The organism is Streptomyces sp. NPDC085931 (assembly GCF_044540565.1).
Classification (GTDB): Bacteria; Actinomycetota; Actinomycetes; order Streptomycetales; family Streptomycetaceae; genus Streptomyces.
Map to the genome: position 1 here is coordinate 47,911 of NZ_JBITSK010000023.1, position 23,339 is coordinate 71,249.

Genomic DNA, 23,339 nt, shown 5'->3' on the forward strand with positions numbered 1-23,339 from the left:
GCGATGAGCAGCCTCTTTGACGACAACTTCCTGGCGAGTCTCCAGGCCCAGCGGGGCCCCGCGGACGAGCCCCCGCCGCCGCCCGAGGACGATCACGTTCCGGAGTCGATCCCGGACGATCTGTTCGGCGGGAAGTTCGACGTGCCGCCGGACCGGGACACCCACTACCGGGACGGCGCCCCCCGCCCCGTGATCGACTCCGCCGCGCTGCTGGACGGGCTGAACGACAACCAGCGCGCCGCCGTCGTGCACTCCGGCTCCCCGCTGCTCATCGTGGCCGGCGCCGGCTCCGGAAAGACCCGCGTGCTCACGCACCGCATCGCGCACCTGCTCGCCGAGCGGGACGTCCACCCCGGCCAGATCCTCGCGATCACCTTCACCAACAAGGCCGCGGGCGAGATGAAGGAGCGCGTCGAGCAGCTCGTCGGCCCCCGCGCCAACGCCATGTGGGTCATGACGTTCCACAGCGCCTGCGTGCGCATCCTCCGCCGCGAGAGCAAGCGGCTCGGCTTCACGTCCTCCTTCTCGATCTACGACGCCGCCGACTCCAAGCGCCTGATGGCCCTGGTCTGCCGCGACCTGGACCTCGACCCCAAGCGCTTCCCGCCGAAGTCGTTCAGCGCCAAGATCAGCAACCTGAAGAACGAGTTGATCGACGAGGAGGACTTCGCCGCCCAGGCCACCGACGGCTTCGAGAAGACCCTCGCCCAGGCCTACGCCCTCTACCAGTCGCGGCTGCGCGAGGCGAACGCCCTGGACTTCGACGACCTGATCATGACCACGGTCAACCTGCTGCGCGCCTTCCCGGACGTCGCCGAGCACTACCGCCGCCGCTTCCGGCACGTCCTGGTCGACGAGTACCAGGACACCAACCACGCGCAGTACGCCCTGGTCCGCGAGCTGGTCGGCACCGCCGAGCACCCCGTGGACGTACCGCCGGAGGCCGAGATCCCGCCCGCCGAGCTGTGCGTCGTCGGCGACGCCGACCAGTCGATCTACGCCTTCCGCGGCGCGACGATCCGCAACATCCTCCAGTTCGAGGAGGACTACCCGAACGCGACGACGATCCTGCTGGAGCAGAACTACCGCTCCACGCAGACGATCCTCAGCGCCGCCAACGCGGTCATCGAGCGCAACGAGTCCCGCCGCCCCAAGAACCTGTGGACCAACGCGGGCGCGGGCGCGCTGATCACCGGCTACGTCGCCGACACCGAGCACGACGAGGCCCAGTTCGTCGCCGACGAGATAGACCGCCTCACGGACGCCGGCGAGGCGAAGGCGGGCGACGTCGCGGTCTTCTACCGCACCAACGCCCAGTCCCGTGTCTTCGAAGAGGTCTTCATCCGCGTCGGCCTGCCCTACAAGGTCGTCGGCGGCGTCCGCTTCTACGAGCGCAAGGAGGTCCGGGACGTCCTGGCCTACCTGCGCGTCCTGGCCAACCCGGAGGACTCGGTGCCGCTGCGCCGGATCCTCAACGTCCCCAAGCGGGGCATCGGCGACCGGGCCGAGGCGATGATCGACGCCCTCGCCCAGCGCGAGAAGATCAGCTTCCCGCAGGCGCTCAAGCGCGTCGACGAGGCCTACGGCATGGCCGCGCGCTCCACCAACGCCGTCAAGCGGTTCAACACGCTGATGGAGGACCTCCGCACGATCGTCGAGTCCGGCGCCGGACCGGCCACGGTGCTGGAGGCCGTCCTGGAGCGCACCGGCTACCTCGCCGAGCTGCAGGCCTCCACCGACCCGCAGGACGAGACCCGGATCGAGAACCTCCAGGAACTCGCCGCCGTCGCCATGGAGTTCGAGCAGGAACGCGGCGAGGGCGAGCAGAGCACGCTGGCCGACTTCCTCGAACAGGTCGCGCTGGTCGCCGACTCCGACCAGATCCCCGACGAGGAGGACGGCGACGGCGTCATCACGCTCATGACGCTGCACACCGCCAAGGGCCTGGAGTTCCCGGTCGTCTTCCTCACCGGCATGGAGGACGGCGTCTTCCCGCACATGCGCGCCCTCGGCCAGACCAAGGAACTGGAGGAGGAGCGGCGCCTGGCCTACGTCGGCATCACCCGCGCGCGGGAGCGGCTCTACCTGACCCGCTCCACGCTGCGCAGCGCCTGGGGCCAGCCCTCGTACAACCCGCCCTCCCGGTTCCTGGAGGAGATCCCGCCGGCCCACGTGGAGTGGAAGCGCACGGGCGCCACCGGCCCCGCGTCCTCCGGTCCCGTCTCCGCCGTCGCGGCCTCGCTGTCGTCGTCCCGCTCGCGCTCGTCCGCCTCGGGCGCGTCCGGCTTCGCCACCCGCCGTACGGCCGAGAAGCCGGTGGTGGGGCTGGCGGTCGGGGACCGGGTCACGCACGACCAGTTCGGTCTCGGGACGGTCGTGGCGGTCAAGGGAACCGGCGCGAACGCCGAGGCGACGATCGACTTCGGCGACACCAAACCCAAGCGGCTGCTGCTGCGGTACGCGCCGGTGGAGAAGCTGTAGTCCGGTGAGCCGGGCGGGTCGCCGGCCTTCGCCGGTCCGCCCGGCGGGGGCCGTCGTGTTTGCCCGCCCCGCTTGCGGGGGCGGGCTGCGTCAGGTGCTGGGGGCCGGGGCGGCGTGACGCGCCCGCGGGGTCGGGGCGGCCTTACGTCGGGTCGACGCCGTGGCTGCGCAGCCACGAGAGGGGGTCGATCGCCGAGCCGCCCGCGGGACGCACCTCGAAGTGCAGGTGCGGGCCGGTCGAGTTGCCGGAGTTGCCGGAGCGCGCGATCGGGTCCCCGGCCTTGACGGTCGTCCCCGAGGCGACCGTGTACGTGGAGAGGTGGCAGTACCACGTCTCCGTGCCGTCCTTCGCGGTCACGATCATCATGTTGCCGTACGCGCTGTTCCACTGGGTGCGCACGGTGCCGTCGGTCGCGGCCATCACCGTCGTGCCGTAGGAGACGGGGAAGTCGATGCCGGTGTGCAGGGACATCCAGTTGATGCCGGACTGGCCGTAGTAGGCGCTCAGTCCGTGCTGCGCGACCGGCAGGGCGAACTTCGGGCGCAGCCGCTCCTTGCGGGCCGCTTCCTCCGCCGCCCGCTTGCGCTCGGCGGCCTGCTGGGCCTTGAGGTCGATGCGCTCCTGCGTACGGCTGGCCCGGTCGGCGAAGTCGTCGGCCCCGGCGGCGAGGCTCTGCAACTGGGTGTCGAGCTTGTTGTTGGCCGCGGCCGGCTGCACCGGCTGCACGTCCGCCGCGGTGGTGTGCGCCTCCGCCGCGCTGTCCTCCGTGAGACTGCCGACGGAGGCGGCCGCGATCCCGGCCACGCCCATCACACACGCCGAGGGCACCGCGATGGTCATCAGCGCCGAGCGCTTGGGCGGCGTACGGCGGCGGGAACGGGAGCCGGCGCGCGAAGCCGCGCGCGAAGCGGGGGGCTCGACCTCTTCCTGGCCGTCCAGGAGCGGGGCGACGGTGGGCAGTTCGCCGGTCGCGTCCGGCTCGTGGTGGCCGGCCTCGGCGGATTCCTCGTAGGCGACCTGCTCGAACGTCGCGGTCTCGCGCTGATCGAAGGCGACCGGCTCGTGCTGCTCGAAGGTTTCGCCATGCTGCTCGTAGGCGTCCGGGGCGGGTGCGGCGGTGCCGTCGGAGTTCCACTGCGTGGCGTCGAAGGCACCCGTGTCGAAAGCCTGCGTGCCCCATTCCCACTGCTGGGTCCGGTCGCCCGGGTTGCCGGACTGGTCCGGCTGGAGCCAAGCACCCGTCTCCCACTGGCCGGTGGCGTCGGAGGGCGGGGCCTGCGGCGGGATGGCCGACAGGGGCTGCTGCTCGGTGTGCCAGGAGCCGGTGTCGTAGACGCCGGTGTCGTAGGCGGCGTGGTGCTGGGCCGCGTACGCGTCGTGGTGCGGGTTCTCGTGCGCACCCGTGGGCCAGTGGCCGGTGTCGTACGTGCCCGTGTCCTGACCGCTGCCCGGCATGTCGCCGAAGAGGGGGTCGGCGGCGAAGCTCGCGGTGGTGTGGCCGGTGGCGTCGAAGCCGGCGCCGTCCGTGCCGGCGGGATCAAAACCGGTGGCGGCGTAGTCGCCGTACGTGGTGAAGTCGCCGTACGGGGCTTCCTGGGTGCCGTACGACGCGTAGGGCGCCGAGGCGGCGTCGGAAGCCGGAGCCGGGGTCATGGTCCCCGACGGGTGACGGTCGTTCACCAACTTCTCTTTCGCCTCGACAACAGGGGCTGCCAGAGCAGTGCGGCGACTGTACCCGGCGGTACGCGGGCACGACAATCTTCGGCAGGTTTCGCGCGCGCAGGAAACGGGCATTCGGCCGTGTTTTGGCGGACTGCGGGCGCGAGTTTGGCTCTGTGTTCGAAGTTTGTTCGAGGCTGTTGGGTGATGCGGAGCGGTGTGTCATCTGTATGACGAGTCCGCGCGCCGGGTGTGACGGCCACGGGCCGACTGTCGCCCGACCGTGTGGTGGGGTGGCCGTCGGGCGGACCGGTTCGAGCGGTCTTCGGCGCACCGTCGGGTTGTCGTCGGTCCACCGTGAGGACTTGCGTCAGGCCCGAGTCAGGCACCCCGTCAGGCCACCGTCGCGCCTCCGGCGTGGCCGGTGGACGGTTCGCCCGGGCGGGCCGTGTCGAGAACCTGCCGTATCCCGTTGGCGACGGCGGGGTGCACGGGCAGGGCGAGGTGGCCGATGCCGGTGACCTGTACGTTCTGCGCCGTCAGATCGGGATGGTCGATGCAGGCCGACTCCAGCGGATCCATCACGTGGTCGAGGTCGCTCCAGAAGCTCACGAAGTGCGTTCGACAGCCCGGGGCGGGCCGAGTGAGCTCCTCGAGCACCGGCGAGCCGGGGCGCATCTGGCGCACGATGGGGTGCGCGTCGGCCAAGGGCGCCACCCGGGTGCCCGAGTGCGGCGTGCCGAGGGTCACCAGGGTCCGCACGCGCGTGTCGCCGCCGAGCCGCTGCACGTAGTAACGCGCTATCAGTCCGCCGAGGCTGTGCCCGACCACATCGACCCGCCGGGCTCCGGTGCGCTCGCAGATCTCCTCGATGTGCCGGCCGAGCAACTCGGCCGCGGCGCGTATGTCGCAGGTCAGCGGCGAGTAATTGAGGGACTCGATCTGCTGCCTGCCGTGCTGGGCGAGACTCCGGCGCAGCAGGACGAAGACCGACCGGTTGTCGATGAAGCCGTGCAGCAGCACCACCGGGGGCTTGGCCTCCGTCGGCAGCTGGGCCGCACCGTCGGCGGGCAGGGCCGGGGCGGGGCCGCGCCGCTCCTGCGCGATGCCGGAGGGGTAGAGCAGGAGGTGCCCGGCCAGGATCGCGATCTCCAGGGCGGTGGCCTTCAGGAGTGCCATGGACAGTCCCGCCAGGCGGTTCGGCAGCAGGCCCCGGCAGAACGGAAGAAGAGGCGCAGCCGCCCCGGTGACCTTCATGGCCGACCTCCTGTCGGCACACGGGAGGACGGCATGGCCCCCCGAGTGCACTCGTGGAAAGCAGCGGCGAAGACGGCCGGCGACGACCGGGCGAGTGGCGCGAGCCGCGTGAGCTGCGAGGAACGCGCGCGGCAGGTGGCGTGTGTGACGGCGGTGGTGAGGCGGGGTTCCCGGTCTACGCGGTGACGTGGCTCCCCGTTGGTGCGCCGTGCGTGCCCTGCCTGCTGTGCGTGCCCTGCGAGCTGTGCGTGCGGTGCTTGCCCTGTGTGCCTTCGCCGGAGTGACGTACCGCCGCTGGGTGCGATGGGTGGCGCGGCGGTGCGGCGGCCTTCCTGCGGCTCCCCTTGCGCTTGTCCCATCGTGTGATTTCCCCCTCGGTCAGCACCGCGAAACTGCCGGTTGCGGGATGCTGGAGATAACGTTCGTTCACTTCCCCGGGCGGTTCGGGGCGCGTCCGTGTCAGGGTGGCGTGTACGGCGTGCCGGATGTGTGCGGTACTTGTCCGTACGGATGGATGTAGTCGCTTCATGGAGGCAGTGATGGGTGTGGCAGCCGGTCCGATCCGCGTGGTGGTGGCCAAGCCGGGGCTCGACGGCCACGATCGCGGGGCCAAGGTGATCGCGCGGGCCCTGCGCGACGCCGGTATGGAGGTCATCTACACCGGCCTCCACCAGACTCCCGAGCAGATCGTCGACACGGCGATCCAGGAGGACGCCGACGCGATCGGGCTGTCCATCCTCTCCGGCGCGCACAACACCCTCTTCGCGGCGGTGATCGACCTGCTCCGGGAGCGGGACGCGGCGGACATCCTGGTCTTCGGCGGCGGGATCATCCCCGAGGCGGACATCGCCCCGCTGAAGGAGAAGGGCGTCGCGGAGATCTTCACGCCCGGTGCGACGACGCAGTCCATCGTCGACTGGGTCCGGGCGAACGTACGCCAGCCGGCTGCCTCCGGCGGCTGAGCCGATTCGGCCGGGTCCCGGGCCGGGGCCGCTGCCGCTTTTGGTGCCGGTGCCGGTGCCGGTGCCGGTGCGGGTGCGGGTGCCGGCGTGACTGTGGCCCGAGCCCGGGCGGCGGTGGCCTGGGTCGGTGAGGTCGCGCGCCGGGCCGGGGTGATCGTGGCCCGGGTGGGGGTGGACGCGATGCGTATCGGCATGATCGTGCCCCGGGCTCGCGGGGGCGCGGCGCGTGCCGGCGGGATCGCCGGCCTGGTGCGCGTCGTGGCGCTCTAGGCCGGGCTCGCGTTCTCCGCCGGGCCCGCCGGGCCCAGTTCCTCGATCATCGCCGCGCGCAGGCGCAGGGTCGTGACCAGGCGCTGGAAGGCCTCCGCCCAGTAGCCGCCGGCTCCCGGGGACGCGTCCTCCGGCTCGTCGGGCACGGCCAGCAGCGCGTCGAGACGGCCGGACTCGGACGGGTCCAGGCAGCGCTCGGCCAGCCCCATGACTCCGCTGAAACTCCATGGATAACTCCCCGCGTCCCGCGCGATGTTGAGCGCGTCCACCACCGCGCGGCCGAGCGGCGGAGCCCACGGCACCGCGCACACGCCGAGCAGCTGGAAGGCCTCCGACAGGCCGTGCGTCGCGATGAAACCGGCCACCCACTCGGCCCGTTCGGCGGCGTCCAGCGTGCCGAGCAGCTTGGCCCGCTCGGCCAGGGACACCGCGCCCGGGCCACCCGCCTCCGGCGCGGACGGTTCGCCGAGCAGCGCGCGCGACCACTCGGCGTCCCCCTGACGCACCGCGGCCCGGCACCACGCCGCGTGCAGCTCGCCCTGCCAGTCGTCCGCCACCGGCAGCGCCACGATCTCCCGGGGCGTCCGGCCGCCGAGCCGCCGCGACCACGTGCCGAGCGGTGCCGCCTCCACCAGCTGACCGAACCACCAGGACCGCTCACCCCGCCCCGCGGGGGCCTTCGGCACGACGCCGTCGCGCTCCATGCCCAGGTCGCACTCGTGCGGGGCCTCGACGGCGATCACGGGGGCAGGCGTCCCCGCGGTCCGGCCGGTCCCCGTGTGGTCGATGGCCACGCACGCCGTCGCCCGGACCGCCATCCGGGCCGCGAGCGCCGAACCGGGCAGGGCCGACAGCAGTTCCGCCGCCGTGGCCCGGACGTTGCGGCTGCGGTCGTCCAGGGCCTGTTCCAGGAACGGCTCGTCGTCCGGGCCGAGGCCCGTGCGCAGGGAGTCGAGGAACATCAGCCGGTCCTCGGCCCGCTCCGTCGTCCACGTCGACGCGAGCAGCTCGCGTGCGGCGGCCGGTTCACGGGAGCGCAGGGCGGACAGGAGGGCGACCCGTTCGGCGAACAGGCCCTCCTCCCACAACCGGCGCGTGGTGTCGTCGTCCTCGGGGCGCGGCAGGGCCGCTCCGCCGCCCGGGGCCGCGCGCAGGGCGAACCGCCAGTCCGGGTTCAGCCGGGCCAGCCACAGGGCGCGCGGTCCGGCGAACTCCAGCGCCGCCGGGCGCAGGTCCGTCCGTCCCCGGGCCGCGTCCAGCAGCGCCGGCAGCACCTGCGGGGGCGGGGCGAAGCCGCGGGCGTTCGCCGCCGCCAGCCACTGGGGCAGCAGCTCCATCAGATCGGGCGCGGTACCGCGGCGGCCGCCGCCGGACGTGCCGGGCCGGTCGGCCAGCAGCATCGCGAGTCTGCGGGCGGCAGCGGCGGGCAACGGCGGACGCCGGTCCTCCGGGGCCGGTCGCGGACGCTGCGCCGCGCGCGCCGGACGCAGGCCGGCCCGCCGTCGGACGGTCTCCACGGCCGCCGCGTCCAGCAGGGCCACCGGGGCGTCCTGTCCGGGGGCGGTGCCCGGCGGGGTGCGCCGGTCCGTGCCCAGCAGTGCCGTGGTGACGAGCCCCTCCCAGGCGCCCGCGACGGGCGCGTCCACAGGAGCGGAGGTCCTGGTCATGAGCTTCCTTTCCGTGGGGCGCCCGGAGGTGGTCGAAGGCTCGCCCTTACCGGTTGTCCCGTGATGCCTGAAAGATGCGTGAATCCGTGAGAAGGGTGGGTCCGGCCGATGCCCCGTGAACCGGGGGTCCGCCGTCGGGTCAGCACAGGGACACGGCGTCGCCCGGGCCCTCGGACCAGGCCGTCAGCGGGGTGAAGCCCTGGTGGCCGCACTCGCCGAACACCGTGACCGGGGCACCGCCCGACAGGGCGACGAGCCGCCACAGGCCGGGCCGGGACCGCGCGGCGGGAGTCAGCGGCAGCGCCGCGTCCTCGTCGGCGTCCGCCAGCTGCCAGGAGTCCCCGTCGGGGGCCGGGACGACCCTGCCCAGCGTCACCGGGACGGACTCCAGCCACGGGTCGTCGCGCAGGGCGTCGCCGTACCGGGCGGCCGCCTCGGAGGTCGTCACGCCCGGAGGGCGTATCGCCGCCGGTGCCGGAGGGGCGAACTGCTCGCCCAGCGCCACCCGCGGCTGCCCGGCGCCCGGGTAGGAGGCCACCTCGGCGTCCAGGGCCAGCCCCACGGGCAGCGCCAGCTCCGGGGCGCGTCCGGCGGCGCCGTAGGAGAGGAGCAGCGCCGTGCGGTCCGAGTCGGCGCCGTACAGCCAGATGCGGCGGGTCGTCAGGCGCGTGTCCGCCGTGTCGTACTGGGCGAGCACCAGCCAGCGGTCGCGCACCGGCTCGCCGTCCGCTGAGGCCGGCAGGCCCATGCGGGAGCGGACCGTGGCGGCGAGGCCGTCCGGGAGCCGTTCGCGGCGCAGCCAGCCCTGGCCGAGCAGATGTAGCAGCGCGCACTCCTCCAGCAGCCGCACCGGCCAGCCGGGCCCCGTGGCCGGGATCGCCCCCAACTCCCGTACGCGGGCGGCGAGACCCTGCGCCTGGGCGTCGACCATGCGGGCCGCCGTCTCCTCCCACAGGCCGTACCCCGACTGCTCCGCCGAGGCCAGGCCACCGCGCAGCAGGTCCGCCAGCCGCTGCTCCAGCTCCACCGCGCCCGCCGTGACCCGCTCGGCGCGGCGCTCCGCCCGGCGCCGCGCCGCCTCCGGATCAGCCGACCCGGACGGCGCGCCCGCGGCCTCCCCGCCCTTCTTCTCCTCCGCCCGTCTGCGCCGCCCCGCCATCCACTGCGCGGCCCACTCCGGCGCCTGCCCCCGCGGCACCGCCGCGTCGCCGCCCGCCCAGAGCAGCAGCAGCCCCAGCGCGTGTTTGCACGGGAACTTGCGGCTCGGGCAACTGCACTTGTACGCGGGCCCGGAGGCGTCCGCGACGTCCACGACCGTCTGATACGGCTTGCTCCCGCTGCCCTTGCACAGCCCCCACACCGTCCCCTCGTCGGAACTGCCCGCCTCGGACCACGGCCCCGCCGCGCCGAGTTTGCTTCCCGCTTTGCGTGACGCGGCGTCAGGCGCCAAGGCCAGCACCTGGTCCGCAGTCCAGCGCACCCCCTGCTGAGTCATGCCATCGAAGGTAGATCCCACCACTGACAATCGGGTCCACGAGCCACTGCGGCGCTGCGTTTACGCAGGTCAGGAGGGATTGTCAGTGGTGTGGTGCACCGTTGGTGGCAGATCCGAACCGGCCGAGCTGGAGGGGGCCTCAGCCATGTCTGTGTCCGTTGAACCGACGACCGTGGAGCCGAAGCGGGGGGAGCCGTCCGAGGCGTTGCGGCCGCATGCCGAGGACGCCTTCGCCGATGAACTCGCCGCGCTCGCCGCGCAGGACGATCGTCCGCGCCCGGCCCGCTGGAAGCTGTCGCCGTGGGCCGTCGCGACGTACCTGCTCGGGGGCACCCTGCCGGACGGCACGGTGATCACGCCGAAGTACGTCGGTCCGCGCCGCATCGTCGAGGTCGCCGTCACCACGCTCGCCACCGATCGGGCCCTGCTCCTGCTCGGCGTGCCCGGCACGGCCAAGACCTGGGTGTCCGAGCATCTGGCAGCGGCGGTCAGCGGCGACTCCACGCTGCTCGTGCAGGGCACCGCCGGCACCCCGGAGGAGGCCATCCGCTACGGCTGGAACTACGCGCAGCTGCTCGCGCACGGCCCGAGCCGCGACGCCCTCGTGCCCAGCCCGGTCATGCGCGCCATGGCCGAGGGCATGACGGCGCGCGTCGAGGAGCTGACGCGCATCCCGGCCGACGTGCAGGACACGCTCATCACGATCCTGTCGGAGAAGACGCTGCCGATACCGGAGCTGGGCCAGGAGGTGCAGGCGGTCCGCGGCTTCAACCTGATCGCCACGGCCAACGACCGCGACCGCGGGGTCAACGACCTGTCCAGCGCCCTGCGCCGCCGCTTCAACACGGTGGTGCTGCCGCTGCCGGAGAGCCCTGAGGCCGAGGTCGACATCGTCTCGCGCCGCGTCGACCAGATCGGCCGGTCCCTGGACCTGCCGGCCGCGCCCGACGGGCTCGACGAGATCCGCCGGGTCGTCACGGTCTTCCGTGAGCTGCGTGACGGGGTGACGGCCGACGGCCGGACGAAGCTGAAGTCCCCCAGCGGCACGCTGTCCACGGCCGAGGCGATCTCCGTCGTCACCAACGGACTGGCGCTGGCCGCCCACTTCGGCGACGGCGTGCTGCGGCCGGGCGACGTCGCCGCGGGCATCCTCGGCGCGGTGGTCCGCGACCCGGCGGCCGACCGCGTGATCTGGCAGGAGTACCTGGAGACGGTGGTCCGCGAGCGCGACGGCTGGAAGGACTTCTACCGGGCCTGCCGCGAGGTGAGCGGGTGAGCGACAGGGGGCGGGGAGCGCTCGCGGGGGCGGACCGGGGACGGGAGGGAGTCACGTGACGGGTGTGGAGAGGCCTGCGGGCCGGGGGGCCGGGGCGGGTCCGGTGCTCCTGGGGGTGCGGCATCACGGGCCGGGTTCGGCGCGGGCCGTGCGGGCGGCGCTGGAGGAGGCCGGGCCGGGGGTCGTGCTGATCGAGGGGCCGCCCGAGGCGGACGCCCTGATCCCGCTCGCCGCCGACGAGGAGATGCGGCCGCCGGTCGCCCTGCTCGCCCACGCCGTGGACGAGCCCGGCCGCTCGGCGTTCTGGCCGCTGGCCGAGTTCTCCCCCGAGTGGGTCGCCCTCCGCTGGGCCCTGGAGCACGGCGTCCCGGCGCGCTTCATCGACCTGCCGGCCACGCACACGCTGGCCTGGGGACAGGGCGGGGACGAGGTGGAAGCGGAAGGGGAGTCCCCGCTGGACGCCGAGCCTGCGCCGACGACGGACGGCGACGGCACCCCGGGCACCACCCCGGGCAACGCCCCGGGTACCGCCACACCGAGCACCGCCGCACCGGGCGCCGCCCCCGGCCCCGATCCGGACCTGGGCGCCGCCGAGGTGCGGGTCGACCCGCTCGGAGTGCTCGCCGACGCCGCCGGATACGACGACCCGGAGCGGTGGTGGGAGGACGTCGTCGAGCACCGGGGCGCCGGCCAGGGGGACGCGCTCGCGCCGTTCACCGCGCTGGAGGAGGCCATGGCCGCGCTGCGGGAGACCTACGGCAGCGGAGGCCACGACCGGGACCTGGTCCGGGAGGCGTACATGCGGCTCCAGTTGCGCTCCGCGCAGCGGGAGTTCGGGGACGGCGTGGCCGTCGTCTGCGGCGCCTGGCACGTGCCCGCCCTGCGGCGGAAGACCACCGTCGCCGCCGACAAGGCGCTGCTCAAGGGCCTGCCCAAGGTCAAGACGGACATGACCTGGGTGCCGTGGACCCACCGCAGGCTGTCCCGGGTCAGCGGATACGGCGCCGGCATCGACTCGCCGGGCTGGTACGGGCACCTGTTCAGCGCCCCGGACCGGCCGGTGGAGCGGTGGATGACGAAGGTGGCGGGGCTGCTGCGCGCCGAGGACCGGATCGTCTCCTCCGCGCACGTCATCGAGGCGGTGCGGCTGGCCGAGACGCTCGCCGCGATGCGCGGCCGCCCGCTGCCCGGTCTGAGCGAGTCGACCGACGCGGTGCGGGCGGTGATGTGCGAGGGCTCGGACGTGCCGCTGGCCCTGGTGCACGACCGGCTGGTCGTGGGGGACGTGCTGGGGGAGGTGCCGTCGACGGCTCCGGCGGTGCCGTTGCAGCGGGACCTCACCCGGCTGCAGCGCCGGCTGCGGCTGAAGCCGGAGGCGCTGGAGCGGGAGCTGGAGCTCGACCTGCGCAAGGAGAACGACGCCGAACGCAGCAGACTGCTGCACCGGCTGCGGCTGCTCGGCATCGCGTGGGGCGAGCCGGCCGCCACCCGGGGCGGCACGGGCACGTTCCGGGAGACCTGGCACCTGCGCTGGGAACCCGAGCTGTCCGTGCGGGTCGCCGAGGCAGGCGTGTGGGGGACGACCGTACGGTCCGCCGCGACCGCCAAGGCCGAGGCGGACGCCGTCACCGCGGAGGGCCTCGCCGACGTCACGGCGCTGGCCGAGCGCTGCCTGCTGGCCGAACTGCCCGCCGCGCTGCCGACGGTGATGCGGATCCTCGCCGACCGGGCGGCCCTCGACTCGGACGTCGGCCATCTCGCCCAGGCGCTGCCCGCCCTGGTCCGCTCCCTGCGCTACGGCGACGTCCGCGGCACCGACACCGGGGCCCTCGGCGAGGTCGCCGCGGGACTGGCCGAGCGGATCTTCGTCGGCCTGCCCCCGGCCTGCGCCGCGCTCGACACCGACGCGGCGCAGGAGATGCGGCGTCATGTGGACGCGGTGCACGGGGCCGTCGGGCTCCTGGGTGACGCCCCTGCAGCGGGACGCGGTCACCTCAGAGCGCGCTGGCGGTCGGTGCTGCGCGTGCTGTCCGGGCGGGACACCGTGCCGGGAGTGATCCGGGGGCGGGCCGTGCGGCTGCTGCTGGACGACGGCGAGCTGGCACACGACGAGGCGGCACGGCTCATGGGACTCGTCCTGTCGCCGGGCACCCCGCCCGCGGACGCGGCCGCCTGGATCGAGGGCTTCGTCGGCGGAGGCTCCGGCGGCGGCATGCTCCTGGTGCACGACGAGCGGCTGCTCGGGCTGGTCGACGCGTGGCTGACCGGCGTGCCGGCGGAGGCGTTCACGGACGTGCTGCCGCTGCTGCGGCGGACGTTCTCGGCGTACGAGCCCGGGGTGCGCCGGACCCTCGGCGAACTGGTCAGGCGCGGACCGGCCACCGGAGGCGGTGCGGCCGCCGCCGGCTCCGCGCTCCCCGGCTTCGCACCGGAACTCGACCCGGCGCGCGCGGACGCCGTGCTGCCGGTGGTGCGGCTGCTGCTCGGGCTCGACGACGAGAACACGCGGAACGACCTGGTGGGGGTGGAGTGATGACGAGCGAAGGACTGCGAGCGCAGGCGCCGAGGACGGCGGAGGCGGACACCGTCGGGAACGGGCCGGGGGCGGACGGCCGGCCCGCGACGACCGTGCCGGTGATCCCGCTGTGGGAACGGTCGCGCGGGGGAGGACACGGATGACGACCGAGGTGACGGACCCGGCGCAGGAGCGGCTGCGGCGCTGGCGGCTCGTGCTCGGGGGAGACGCGGCCGACGGCACCGGGTGCGCGCTGTCCGGGCAGGACGCGGCGATGGACGGCGCGCTGACCGCCCTCTACGGCAGGAAGGACGCCAAGGGGCAGGGCGGCCGGGACCGTTCGGCGGGACTCGGGGCGTCGGCGCCGTCCGTGGCGCGCTGGCTCGGCGACATCCGGACGTACTTCCCGTCCTCCGTCGTCCAGGTCATGCAGCGGGACGCCATCGACCGGCTCGGTCTCGCCACGCTCCTGCTGGAGCCGGAGATGCTGGAGGCGGTGGAGGCCGACGTGCACCTGGTCGGCACGCTGCTGTCGCTCAACAAGGCGATGCCCGAGACCACGAAGGAGACGGCACGGGCCGTCGTGCGCAAAGTCGTCGACGACCTGGAGAAGCGGCTCGCCACCCGCACGCGGGCCACCCTGACCGGCGCGCTCGACCGCAGCGCCCGGATCAGCCGGCCGCGCCACCACGACATCGACTGGAACCGCACGATCGCGGCCAACCTCAAGCACTACCTGCCCGAGTACCGCACGATCGTGCCGGAGCGGCTCATCGGCTACGGGCGGGCGACCCAATCCACGAAGAAGGAGGTCATCCTCTGTATCGATCAGTCGGGATCCATGGCGGCGTCGGTCGTGTACGCATCGGTGTTCGGAGCGGTGCTCGCCTCGATGCGGACGATCTCCACGCGACTCGTCGTCTTCGACACGGCGGTCGTCGACCTCACGGATCAACTCGACGACCCGGTGGACGTCCTGTTCGGCACGCAGCTGGGCGGCGGCACGGACATCAACCGGGCCCTCGCCTACTGCCAGTCGCAGATCACCCGGCCCGCGGAGACGGTGGTCGTCCTCATCAGTGACCTCTACGAAGGGGGCATCCGCAACGAGATGCTCAAGCGGGTCTCGGCGATGAAGGCGTCGGGGGTGCAGTTCGTGACGCTGCTGGCCCTCTCGGACGAGGGCGCACCGGCGTACGACCGGGAACACGCGGCCGCGCTGGCGGCGTTGGGAGCGCCGGCGTTCGCCTGCACACCGGATCTGTTCCCGGAGGTGATGGCGGCGGCGATCGAGAAGCGGCCGCTGCCGATACCGGACCCGGCGTGATGACGGGGCCTGACGCCGGCGGGGCCTGACGGAGGGGCGAGGCCTGACGGAGTGGCGGGGCTGAGGAGGGGGTGGGGTCGGCGGAGGCAGGGCCGGGCCGGATTCGGCACAGGCGGGCCCGGCCCCCTTCCGTCGTCAGGCGCCGACTGTCGGCTGGATGGCGACATGTCGATGCGTGGGCGCCGGCCGGAGCCGGTGAACCGGACAGGGCGGTTCATCGGCGGGCAGGGGCTTGCGCAACCTCCGCACTCCCGTGCGAGGATCGGCGCTTGCTCGGCGGGGCGTCGCGCTGCATCGGGCGGCATCGGGCGGCACGGCGGTGTGCCGACTCGTCGGCCCGTGACGCGTGATGCGTTCCGCGCCTGTTCGTCGCACGGAGGACTCTCCCTCTTGACCTGGTCAGCAGCCCTGTCCGGTGCCGCGTCGCGTCTCCTGCGCACGGCGGCCGGACGGCGTGTGCTGCACGTGGCGTTGCTGGTGGGCGGGTTGCTGGTGATCGGGCTGCTGTGCGGGGAGCGGGCCGATGCGGCGGAAGGCGCGGTGGGGCGGGCCGCTGGTGAGCAGGGGCTCGTGATCCGCCAGGACGGGCACGCCGGGGAGGCGCGGGAAACGCTGGTGTACGCGGAGTTCCCCGCGCTGTCGTCCAGGCGTGAGTCGCCGACCGAACGGGCTTTGCCGGTACGGCCGCCGGTCGAGCGGGTTCTGGCGGTACCGCCAGCGGTCGAGAGGACGCCGGCGGTCTCCGCGTCGGGGGCGATGCCCGGTTCTCCGGCCCTGCCGACCGTGTCGGAGCTGCCGCGACGCTCCGAGTCTCCGGTGCTGTCGCCTGCCACCGAGGTCCCAGGGCACGACAAGCCTCGGGCGCTGCCGTCCGCCCCCGACGCGGCGGGCCTCTCCGGGCTTCCTGAGCCGCCCGCCCTGCCGGTCGAGCCGACGCTGCCCGTCGTACCGGCTCTACCCGCCTTCCCCGTTTCGCCGCCGCCGCCGGGCCGGCCGGACCTGCCCGCGCCGCCGCAGGCCTTGCCGGACCTGCCCGACCTGCCCGCCCTTCCGGACCTGTCCGCGCCGCCGCAGGCCTTGCCGGACTTGCCCGAGCTGCCCGCCCTTCCGGGCCTGTCCGCGCCGCCGCAGGCCTTGCCGGACTTGCCCGAGCTGCCCGCCCTTCCGGACCTGCCCGCGCCGCCGCACGCCTTGCCGGACCTGCCCGAGCTGCCCGCCCTTCCGGACCTGCCCGCGCCGCCGCAGGCCTTGCCGGACTTGCCTGAGCTGCCCGCCCTTCCGGACCTGCCCGCGCCTCTGCCGATCCTGCCCGATCCGCCCGGCGGTGACATCGCCCTCCCGGAGGCGCCCGGCCTGCCCTCGCTCCCCGGCCTCCCCGACGTCCCCGGCGGTCCGGTCCTGCCGCCCGGGGAGGCGTTCCCCGTGCCGGTCAAGGGGAGCCCGGAGCCGGGTGGGGCAGTGGTCCTGCCGCCGGTCGGCGTGCCCGGCTCCGGCGGGGGAACGGCAAGCACCGCGTCCCACCGGGTCGGCGGCGACAGCGTCGTCCGGGCGGCCCACGTGTACCGCCACCCCGGGTACCCCGGGCTCGCCATGCACCACCGGGGGCAGGACGGCGGCCCCGCCGCGTCGGTCGCCGGCTCCGCGCACGCTCCGGCCGGTGAGGCACCCGCCGACCGGCCCGACGGCACGCTCGGCAACCGTTCCTCGGCCGACAACGGCACCTCGCGCCACGGCGGCGACCTGCACGCCGTCACGCCGAGCCGGCGGGTCCCGCCGCGGCTCGTGCCCGGTACCGCGGCCCGCGGGGCGGCGGCCGGCACGCGGGACAGGCAGCGGGACGTTCCGCTCTTCCCCGGCTAGCAGTTCATCTCCTCCCGGACTGGTGGCTTGCTCACCGGGTTCGCCGGGTTCGCCGGGTTCGCCGGCTCACCGGCTCGCTCACCGGGTTCACCCGGTGAGCCCCGCGGCCCTTCCCTCCCGTACGTCCGGCAGCCCGGGACCTCGGACCACACCCCCGGCCTGAGCCGAAGCTCCACACCCACCGCCCCCCAGACCCCCACGAGACACCCCCCGGCCGGTCGAAAGCCGTCGGCCCCCGGAGGGGCGAGGTCTCGTGGGCAGGGCCTGTCGTACCCCATCGGGGTGGGGAAACGACCGGCCCGCACCCCGGGACGCCGGGGGGCCGACCAGGCCCTCCGTGCTCGCCCGGCGGTGTCCCGCGGGCCTCACCGGGTCAACCCCAGCCCGGTGAGGCCCCCCGCCCTCGCGCCACCCGCTCCTCACATCCGGCACGCCGTGCCAGAGAGCGCGGCATCATGTGACAGGTATCACCGCTCAGGTGTGACCCTCGATTTAGAGGCCCCCCGGAAGCAGCGATAACCTGCGAGACGGACATGCCGCGCGCTCGGACACCGTGTGCGCCTCCCTTGTGACAGACGGCGGACGTCACGTTGCCCTCGCGGCACGCCCACGCAGACAACGAACCGCGAGATCACTGATAGGGACGGAAGCGCGTGGACCTGTTCGAGTACCAGGCGAGGGACCTCTTCGCCAAGCACGATGTACCGGTGCTGGCCGGTGAAGTCATCGACACGCCTGAGGCGGCCCGCGCAGCCACCGAGCGCCTCGGTGGCAAGTCCGTCGTCAAGGCCCAGGTGAAGGTCGGCGGCCGCGGCAAGGCCGGTGGCGTCAAGCTCGCCGCCACCCCCGACGAGGCGGTCGAGCACGCGACCAACATCCTCGGCATGGACATCAAGGGCCACACGGTCCACAAGGTGATGATCGCCGAGACGGCCCCGGAGATCGTGGAGGAGTACTACGTCTCCTTCCTCCTGGACCGTGCCAACCGCACCTTCCTCTCCATCGCCTCCGTCGAGGGCGGCATGGAGATCGAGGAGGTGGCGGCCACCCGCCCCGAGGCCGTCGCCAAGACGCCGATCGACGCCAACGAGGGCGTGACCGAGGAGAAGGCGCGCGAGATCGTCGCGGCCGCCAAGTTCCCGGCCGAGGTCGCCGACAAGGTCGTCAACGTCCTGGTCAAGCTGTGGGAGACCTTCATCAAGGAGGACGCCCTCCTGGTCGAGGTCAACCCGCTGGCCAAGGTCGCCTCCGGTGACGTCATCGCCCTGGACGGCAAGGTCTCCCTGGACGAGAACGCCGAGTTCCGCCAGCCGGAGCACGAGGCCCTCCAGGACAAGGACGCGGCCAACCCGCTCGAGGCCGCCGCCAAGGCCAAGAACCTCAACTACGTCAAGCTCGACGGCGAGGTCGGCATCATCGGCAACGGCGCGGGTCTCGTCATGAGCACCCTGGACGTCGTCGCCTACGCCGGTGAGAAGCACGGCGGCGTCAAGCCCGCCAACTTCCTCGACATCGGTGGCGGCGCCTCCGCCGCCGTCATGGCCAACGGCCTGGAGATCATCCTCGGCGACCCGGACGTCAAGTCCGTGTTCGTCAACGTCTTCGGCGGCATCACCGCGTGCGACGAGGTCGCCAACGGCATCGTCCAGGCGCTGCAGCTGCTCAAGGACAAGGGCGAGGACGTCACCAAGCCGCTCGTCGTCCGGCTGGACGGCAACAACGCCGAGCTGGGTCGCAAGATCCTCTCCGACGCCAACCACCCGCTGGTCCAGCGCGTGGACACCATGGACGGCGCGGCCGACAAGGCCGCCGAGCTCGCGGCTGCTGCGAAGTAAGGGACGAGGGACTACACAGCCATGGCTATCTTCCTCAACAAGGACAGCAAGGTCATCGTCCAGGGCATGACCGGTGCCACGGGCATGAAGCACACCAAGCTCATGCTGGCCGACGGCACGAACATCGTCGGCGGCGTGAACCCGCGCAAGGCCGGCACGACCGTCGACGTCGACGGCACCGAGATCCCGGTCTTCGGCACGGTCGCCGAGGCGATCGAGAAGACGGGCGCCAACGTCTCCGTCCTCTTCGTCCCGCCGGCCTTCGCCAAGGCCGCCGTCGTCGAGGCCATCGACGCCGAGATCCCGCTCGCGGTCGTCATCACCGAGGGCATCGCCGTCCACGACTCGGCCGCGTTCTACGCCTACGCCGTGTCCAAGGGCAACAAGACCCGGATCATCGGCCCCAACTGCCCCGGTCTCATCACCCCGGGCCAGTCCAACGCCGGCATCATCCCGGGCGACATCACCAAGCCGGGCCGCATCGGCCTGGTCTCGAAGTCCGGCACGCTGACGTACCAGATGATGTACGAGCTGCGGGACATCGGCTTCTCCTCCGCCGTCGGCATCGGTGGCGACCCGGTCATCGGCACCACGCACATCGACGCGCTCGCCGCGTTCGAGGCCGACCCCGACACCGACCTGATCGTCATGATCGGTGAGATCGGCGGCGACGCCGAGGAGCGGGCCGCGGCCTTCATCAAGGAGAACGTGAAGAAGCCGGTCGTCGGCTACGTCGCGGGCTTCACCGCGCCCGAGGGCAAGACCATGGGCCACGCCGGTGCCATCGTCTCCGGCTCCTCCGGCACGGCCGCCGCGAAGAAGGAGGCCCTCGAGGCCGCCGGCGTCAAGGTCGGCAAGACGCCGACCGAGACGGCCAAGCTGGCGCGCGAGATCCTCGCCGGCTGACACACCGTCCCGGCCTCGGCCGACCGTGGGCCCGCCCCCTCCAGGGGGCGGGCCCACCGCCGTTTCACGCCCTCCGACACCGCCGCCTGTCCCCGACACCGCCGCCTGTCCCCGGCCGGGCTGCCTGTCCCCGGGGCGGGACGGGTCCGTCAGTGCGGTTGGGGCAGCAACCGCTCCGGGCCCTTCTGCGTCTGCTCGCGCAGCTTCGCCCGCAGTTCGCGTTCCGACTCCGACAGCGGCCCCGGGGCGACCGGGGGAGGGACGCCCTGGACGGTCTCGCCCTGCGGCACGGGCGGCTCGTAGTGGGTGGGGGCGGTGCGCAGGGTGAGGGCCGTGGTGCCGATCAGGGCGACGGTGAAGGCGATGGCGGCCCGGGTCCAGAACCGGGCCCGGCGTTCCCCGCCCTTGCGCACGACCTCGGGCTTGGCGGCCCGCAGCCGCTCGGTGGAGGCGAGTTCGACCAGCCGCCAGTGCAGCGTCTCCGGGTCCGCCAGCTCCGGCAGCCGTTCGGCGACCGCCTCACGCGCGTGCACCAGCCGGTTCACGGCCGCGCGGGTGCTGGCCTCCGTCTCCGCCGCCGTCTCCGGCAGGCCGAGCCCGACGCCGTCGTGGAGCAGGAGCGTGCGGCGGTAGGACGGCGGGAGCTTGAGCAGGGTGTCCAGCAGCGCGCGGTCGAGCACGTCCGAGGGCGGCGGCTCGGGGTGGCGGTAGCGGGGGCGGAAGCGCTGCCAGGGGGAGAGCGCGCACTCGTACGCCATCGCGCGCACCCAGCTCGCCGGGTCACGGTCCCGGGCCACCTCGGGCCAGCGCTGCCAGGCGATCTGGAACGCCCGTTCGACCGACTCCCGGGCCAGTTCACGGCTCCCGGTCAGCAGGTAGGTCTGCCGGACGAGGGCGGGGGCGCAGAAGGCGTAGAGGGCGTCGAAGGCCTGGTCGGGGGTGAGCGCGTCGGTGGCGTCGTCCGGCAGGTAGGTCCGTACCGGGCGGGCGGCCGGGGCGGGACGCCGGTCGAGGACCGGGACACGGCCTCGGTCAGGGACCGGTGAGCGCCGCTGGTCGTGCACCGGTCCGGGGCCCCGGTGGCCGCGGTCGGGGGCGGGGGAGAGGGGCCGTTCGTGGGCGGGGCCGCGGGTCCGGTCCGCGGCCGGGGCGCGACCACGGCCCGGGTCGGTCGCGGTGGCCCGCCGCCTGTCCTTGGCGAAGCCGCGGCCCCGATCGGTCGCGGACCCGGCGGCCGCCGTCGTCGCCGTCGTCGCAGACGCAGCGGACGCAGCGGACGCGGCGGTCGCGGCGGTGGCGCGCTTGCGGCCCGGTGCGGAGGCCCGGCCGCGCCCGCGCCCCGGGGACGCAGGGACGGACGAGGTCGCAGGGTCGGACGAGGACGCGCGGGCCGACGAGGACGCAGGGCTCGAAGAGGACACCGGGACCGGCTCGGCGGCCCGGGTGCCGTCGGCCGATGGCACCGCCTCCACCGTGCCCGACTCCCGCCCCGTCTGAGGAGACGTCACTCCGGCCTCCCCGCCCAGCGAGTTCAGCACCCTCGCGTACTTCTCCCCTTTCCGGCCGCGGGGCGTCGAACGGCCGGTCTCCCATCCGCGCACCGTCTCACTGGTCACGCCCACCCGGGAGGCCAGTTGAGCCCGCGTCAGCGAGGCGGCCTCACGCAGGCGTCGGCGCTCCTTCGGCGGGGGGAGCGGCATGGCAGGGCTCTGTGTCACAGCACGCCCCTCCGTACAGGAAAGTACATAAACGTATATTGAGCGACACAGCGGGGGTTCGCCTGTTACGACGGGAAAGCGCGTGTCGTTGGCAGCATGGCGGGCGTGATCGAGATGACCGCTCGCCGACGTCCGTCGTCACCCCTGCTCACCCGGATGCGCGACCGTTCGCCCGGCCTGGCCGGCGGCCTGATGGGCGGTGCGGCCGCGGCCGGGCTGGGACTCGCGTCGTTCGCCGTGCTCGTGACGCTGCTGTGGATCAGCTCGCCGTACCCCGACAGCGGACCCGGCGGCGCGCTGCACGTGGCGGCGGCCCTGTGGCTGCTGGCGCACGGCGTCGAACTGGTCCGTGTCGACACGCTCTCCAGCGGCACCGCCCCCATGGGCGTCCCGCCGCTGCTGCTGCTCGCCGTGCCCGTGTACCTGCTGCACCGCGCGGCGCGGGATGCCACGGACGGCGGGGCGGGGGACGATGCCCACGACGAGTACGGCGTCGTCGAGGTGGGCGCCGAACCTCCCCTGGTTCCGGCCCGCACCGCCTGGGCGGGCGTCGTCCTCGGCTACCTCGCCGTAGCCGCGCCCGCCGCCCTGTACGCCACCGGCGGTGTGCTGCGGCCCGCGTGGGTGTCGGCGGCGGTGTGCGTGCCGGCCGTGGCCCTCGTGGCGGCGGGGCTCGGGGTGTGGTCGGCGTACGGCCGTCCGGGCGGGCCGCTGCGGCGGTTGCTCGGGGTGCTGCCCGGGGGAGTAAGGCCGCTGGTGCTCGCCCCGGACGGACGCCCGGGGGTCGCCGCCCGTGCCGCGGCGGCCGGGCTGGCCGTGTTGCTCGGGGGCGGGGCGCTGCTGGTGGCGGTGTCCCTCGCCTGGCACGGTGCCGCGGCCCAGTCGTCGTTGCTCCGGCTGACCGAGGGGTGGTCGGGGCGGTTCGCGGTGCTGCTGCTGTGCGCGGCCCTGGTGCCGAACGCGGCGGTGTGGGGTGCCGCGTACGCCCTCGGGCCGGGGTTCGCCCTCGGCGCTGGGCATGCCGTCGGGCCGTTGTCCTCCGCGCCGGCACCGTCCCTGCCGCCGTTTCCGCTGCTGGCGGCGGTGCCGGAGGCGGGGGCGGGGACGCCGGTGCACTGGGCGGCCGGGGCGGTGCCGCTGGTCGCCGGGGTGATGGTGGGCAGGTGGGTGGCGAAGGCGGCGGCGGCCGCGGAGCGGGGCGGCACCAGGCCGGGTGGGCGGCCGGGCGTGGTCTGGTCGGCGGGGCGCACCGCCTGTGCGGCCGGCCTGGCGGCCCTGCTGTGCGCCGCCGTGCTGGCGGGGCTCGCCGCGCTGGCGGGCGGACCGCTCGGGAGGTCCGTGCTGGCCCGTTTCGGCCCGGTGTGGTGGCAGGTCGGCGCGGCGGCACTGGCCTGGCTGGCCCTGGTGGCGATCCCGACGGCCCTGGCCGTACGGTCCCGGCGGTGCCGGCCGCCGCGTGACGACGAGCCGCGGATCGGCCGGCAGCGGGACGACGCCGCCGAGGACGACCAGGGCCACCGGGGCGGACGGCTGTGGAAGGGGCCGCGCAGGGCCGGGCGGGCCGGCGCCGCCGGGGGAGCCGCGGACGCGGCGACCGCCGACGGCACGGAAGCGGTCTGGGACGACGACGATGGCCTGGGCCCGATCTGGGCAGCCGGGGCACCCGACGGACCGGACAGCACCTCCCCGGACGACCACTGGCCGGCACCGTGGACGGCCGCGCCCTCACCCGGGCGCGACGGCTTCGGGACGGGCGGGGCCGGGGCCGGCGAGGACTTCGGGACACGCGGGATCGGGGCCGGCGACGGCTTCGGGACGGGCGGGGCCGGGCGGACCGGCGGTTCCGGGTACGGCACCCAGCCGGCCGGTGAAGGGCTCAGCGTGGAACAGGCATCCGGGACGAGCCCCGTCGAGCGCGCAGATGCTGGTACGGGCGGGGCCGGGCGGGACGATGAGGGACCTCGCACCGCGCCAACCGGCCACGAGCCGGACAGGCCGTGGACGGCCGGTGCGCCCTAGCGCGGTGCGCCCGAGCACGGGGCGTCCGAGCGCGGGGTGCCCCCACGCGGTCCGTCCCCACGCGGTCCGTCCCCACGCGGTCCGTCCCCAC

At 74.2% G+C, this 23,339-nt stretch carries 15 protein-coding genes and 1 pseudogene; 10 read left to right on the forward strand and 6 right to left on the reverse strand.

Translation table 11 applies throughout. From position 1 onward, the window contains the following. Positions 1 to 3: 3 nt before the first annotated feature. Positions 4 to 2,481 carry a DNA helicase PcrA gene (gene pcrA / locus ACIGAN_RS33830; RefSeq protein ID WP_399863267.1) on the forward strand — a complete coding sequence of 826 codons (2,478 nt, stop codon included), beginning with the start codon at positions 4 to 6 and terminating at the stop codon, positions 2,479 to 2,481. Between the two features lie 142 nt (positions 2,482 to 2,623). Here the strand turns inward: pcrA and ACIGAN_RS33835 are convergent, their stop codons facing one another. Both ACIGAN_RS33835 and ACIGAN_RS33840 read right to left on the reverse strand, forming a co-directional pair. Then, entirely contained in the window at positions 2,624 to 4,162 is a 1,539-nt protein-coding gene (locus ACIGAN_RS33835; protein ID WP_399863269.1) for a M23 family metallopeptidase, read from the reverse strand. 372 nt (positions 4,163 to 4,534) lie between these two features. Then, positions 4,535 to 5,398, reverse strand: coding sequence for an esterase/lipase family protein (locus ACIGAN_RS33840; protein WP_365735563.1), 864 nt, complete (start codon positions 5,396 to 5,398; stop codon positions 4,535 to 4,537). 539 nt (positions 5,399 to 5,937) lie between these two features. Here ACIGAN_RS33840 and ACIGAN_RS33845 point away from each other — a divergent pair. Both ACIGAN_RS33845 and ACIGAN_RS33850 read left to right on the forward strand, forming a co-directional pair. Further along, entirely contained in the window at positions 5,938 to 6,360 is a 423-nt protein-coding gene (locus ACIGAN_RS33845; RefSeq protein WP_094054527.1) for a cobalamin B12-binding domain-containing protein, read from the forward strand. An 87-nt stretch (positions 6,361 to 6,447) separates the two neighbouring features. Next, a complete protein-coding gene (locus ACIGAN_RS33850) occupies positions 6,448 to 6,630 on the forward strand; it encodes a hypothetical protein (RefSeq protein WP_399863272.1) in 183 nt (60 codons plus the stop codon). On the opposite strand, the gene ACIGAN_RS33855 is transcribed toward ACIGAN_RS33850, so the two are convergent. Next, positions 6,627 to 8,297, reverse strand: coding sequence for a DUF5691 domain-containing protein (locus tag ACIGAN_RS33855; protein ID WP_399863275.1), 1,671 nt, complete (start codon positions 8,295 to 8,297; stop codon positions 6,627 to 6,629). The genes ACIGAN_RS33850 and ACIGAN_RS33855 overlap by 4 nt on opposite strands. A 139-nt stretch (positions 8,298 to 8,436) precedes the next feature. Further along, positions 8,437 to 9,792: an SWIM zinc finger family protein gene (locus tag ACIGAN_RS33860; RefSeq protein ID WP_365735555.1), complete on the reverse strand. Its 1,356-nt coding sequence runs from the start codon at positions 9,790 to 9,792 to the stop codon at positions 8,437 to 8,439. A 145-nt stretch (positions 9,793 to 9,937) separates the two neighbouring features. Here ACIGAN_RS33860 and ACIGAN_RS33865 point away from each other — a divergent pair, with 145 nt between their 5' ends. From ACIGAN_RS33865 to sucD, 6 genes are all read left to right on the forward strand, one after another. Beyond that, positions 9,938 to 11,068, forward strand: coding sequence for an ATP-binding protein (locus ACIGAN_RS33865; RefSeq protein ID WP_365093237.1), 1,131 nt, complete (start codon positions 9,938 to 9,940; stop codon positions 11,066 to 11,068). 55 nt (positions 11,069 to 11,123) lie between these two features. After that, on the forward strand, positions 11,124 to 13,601 hold the full coding sequence (locus ACIGAN_RS33870) for a DUF5682 family protein (protein WP_399863277.1): 2,478 nt from the start codon (positions 11,124 to 11,126) through the stop codon (positions 13,599 to 13,601). Positions 13,602 to 13,743: 142 nt separating this feature from the next. Then, complete coding sequence (locus tag ACIGAN_RS33875) at positions 13,744 to 14,910, forward strand: VWA domain-containing protein (protein ID WP_399863279.1); 1,167 nt, start codon at positions 13,744 to 13,746, stop codon at positions 14,908 to 14,910. A 390-nt stretch (positions 14,911 to 15,300) separates the two neighbouring features. Beyond that, positions 15,301 to 16,770 (forward strand): hypothetical protein, encoded by a 1,470-nt coding sequence (locus ACIGAN_RS33880; RefSeq protein ID WP_399863281.1) that lies wholly within the window; start codon positions 15,301 to 15,303, stop codon positions 16,768 to 16,770. Positions 16,771 to 17,423: 653 nt separating this feature from the next. Further along, the gene (sucC, locus tag ACIGAN_RS33885) at positions 17,424 to 18,605 is read left to right on the forward strand and encodes an ADP-forming succinate--CoA ligase subunit beta (protein ID WP_351355751.1); all 1,182 of its coding nucleotides are present in this window, start codon (positions 17,424 to 17,426) and stop codon (positions 18,603 to 18,605) included. A 21-nt stretch (positions 18,606 to 18,626) separates the two neighbouring features. Next, positions 18,627 to 19,511, forward strand: coding sequence for a succinate--CoA ligase subunit alpha (gene sucD, locus ACIGAN_RS33890; RefSeq protein ID WP_094054536.1), 885 nt, complete (start codon positions 18,627 to 18,629; stop codon positions 19,509 to 19,511). A 149-nt stretch (positions 19,512 to 19,660) separates the two neighbouring features. Here sucD and ACIGAN_RS33895 read toward each other — a convergent pair whose 3' ends face one another. Further along, positions 19,661 to 20,974 (reverse strand): RNA polymerase sigma factor, encoded by a 1,314-nt coding sequence (locus ACIGAN_RS33895; protein ID WP_399863330.1) that lies wholly within the window; start codon positions 20,972 to 20,974, stop codon positions 19,661 to 19,663. Between the two features lie 126 nt (positions 20,975 to 21,100). Then, positions 21,101 to 21,211 (reverse strand): annotated as a pseudogene (locus ACIGAN_RS33900) (RNA polymerase subunit sigma-24); the annotation flags it as partial. A 114-nt stretch (positions 21,212 to 21,325) separates the two neighbouring features. Between ACIGAN_RS33900 and ACIGAN_RS33905 the strand changes: the two are divergent. After that, positions 21,326 to 23,248 (forward strand): cell division protein PerM, encoded by a 1,923-nt coding sequence (locus tag ACIGAN_RS33905; RefSeq protein ID WP_399863283.1) that lies wholly within the window; start codon positions 21,326 to 21,328, stop codon positions 23,246 to 23,248. The last annotated feature ends 91 nt before the right edge of the window (positions 23,249 to 23,339 follow it).

Bases quoted from the DNA above. Each gene is read 5' to 3' on its own strand.
- pcrA (WP_399863267.1), top strand. From the start codon at position 4: ATGAGCAGCCTCTTTGACGACAACTTCCTGGCGAGTCTCCAGGCCCAG.
- ACIGAN_RS33840 (WP_365735563.1), bottom strand. From the start codon at position 5,398: ATGAAGGTCACCGGGGCGGCTGCGCCTCTTCTTCCGTTCTGCCGGGGC.
- ACIGAN_RS33845 (WP_094054527.1), top strand. From the start codon at position 5,938: ATGGGTGTGGCAGCCGGTCCGATCCGCGTGGTGGTGGCCAAGCCGGGG.
- ACIGAN_RS33855 (WP_399863275.1), bottom strand. From the start codon at position 8,297: ATGACCAGGACCTCCGCTCCTGTGGACGCGCCCGTCGCGGGCGCCTGG.
- ACIGAN_RS33860 (WP_365735555.1), bottom strand. From the start codon at position 9,792: ATGACTCAGCAGGGGGTGCGCTGGACTGCGGACCAGGTGCTGGCCTTG.
- ACIGAN_RS33865 (WP_365093237.1), top strand. From the start codon at position 9,938: ATGTCTGTGTCCGTTGAACCGACGACCGTGGAGCCGAAGCGGGGGGAG.
- ACIGAN_RS33875 (WP_399863279.1), top strand. From the start codon at position 13,744: ATGACGACCGAGGTGACGGACCCGGCGCAGGAGCGGCTGCGGCGCTGG.
- sucD (WP_094054536.1), top strand. From the start codon at position 18,627: ATGGCTATCTTCCTCAACAAGGACAGCAAGGTCATCGTCCAGGGCATG.
- ACIGAN_RS33905 (WP_399863283.1), top strand. From the start codon at position 21,326: ATGGCGGGCGTGATCGAGATGACCGCTCGCCGACGTCCGTCGTCACCC.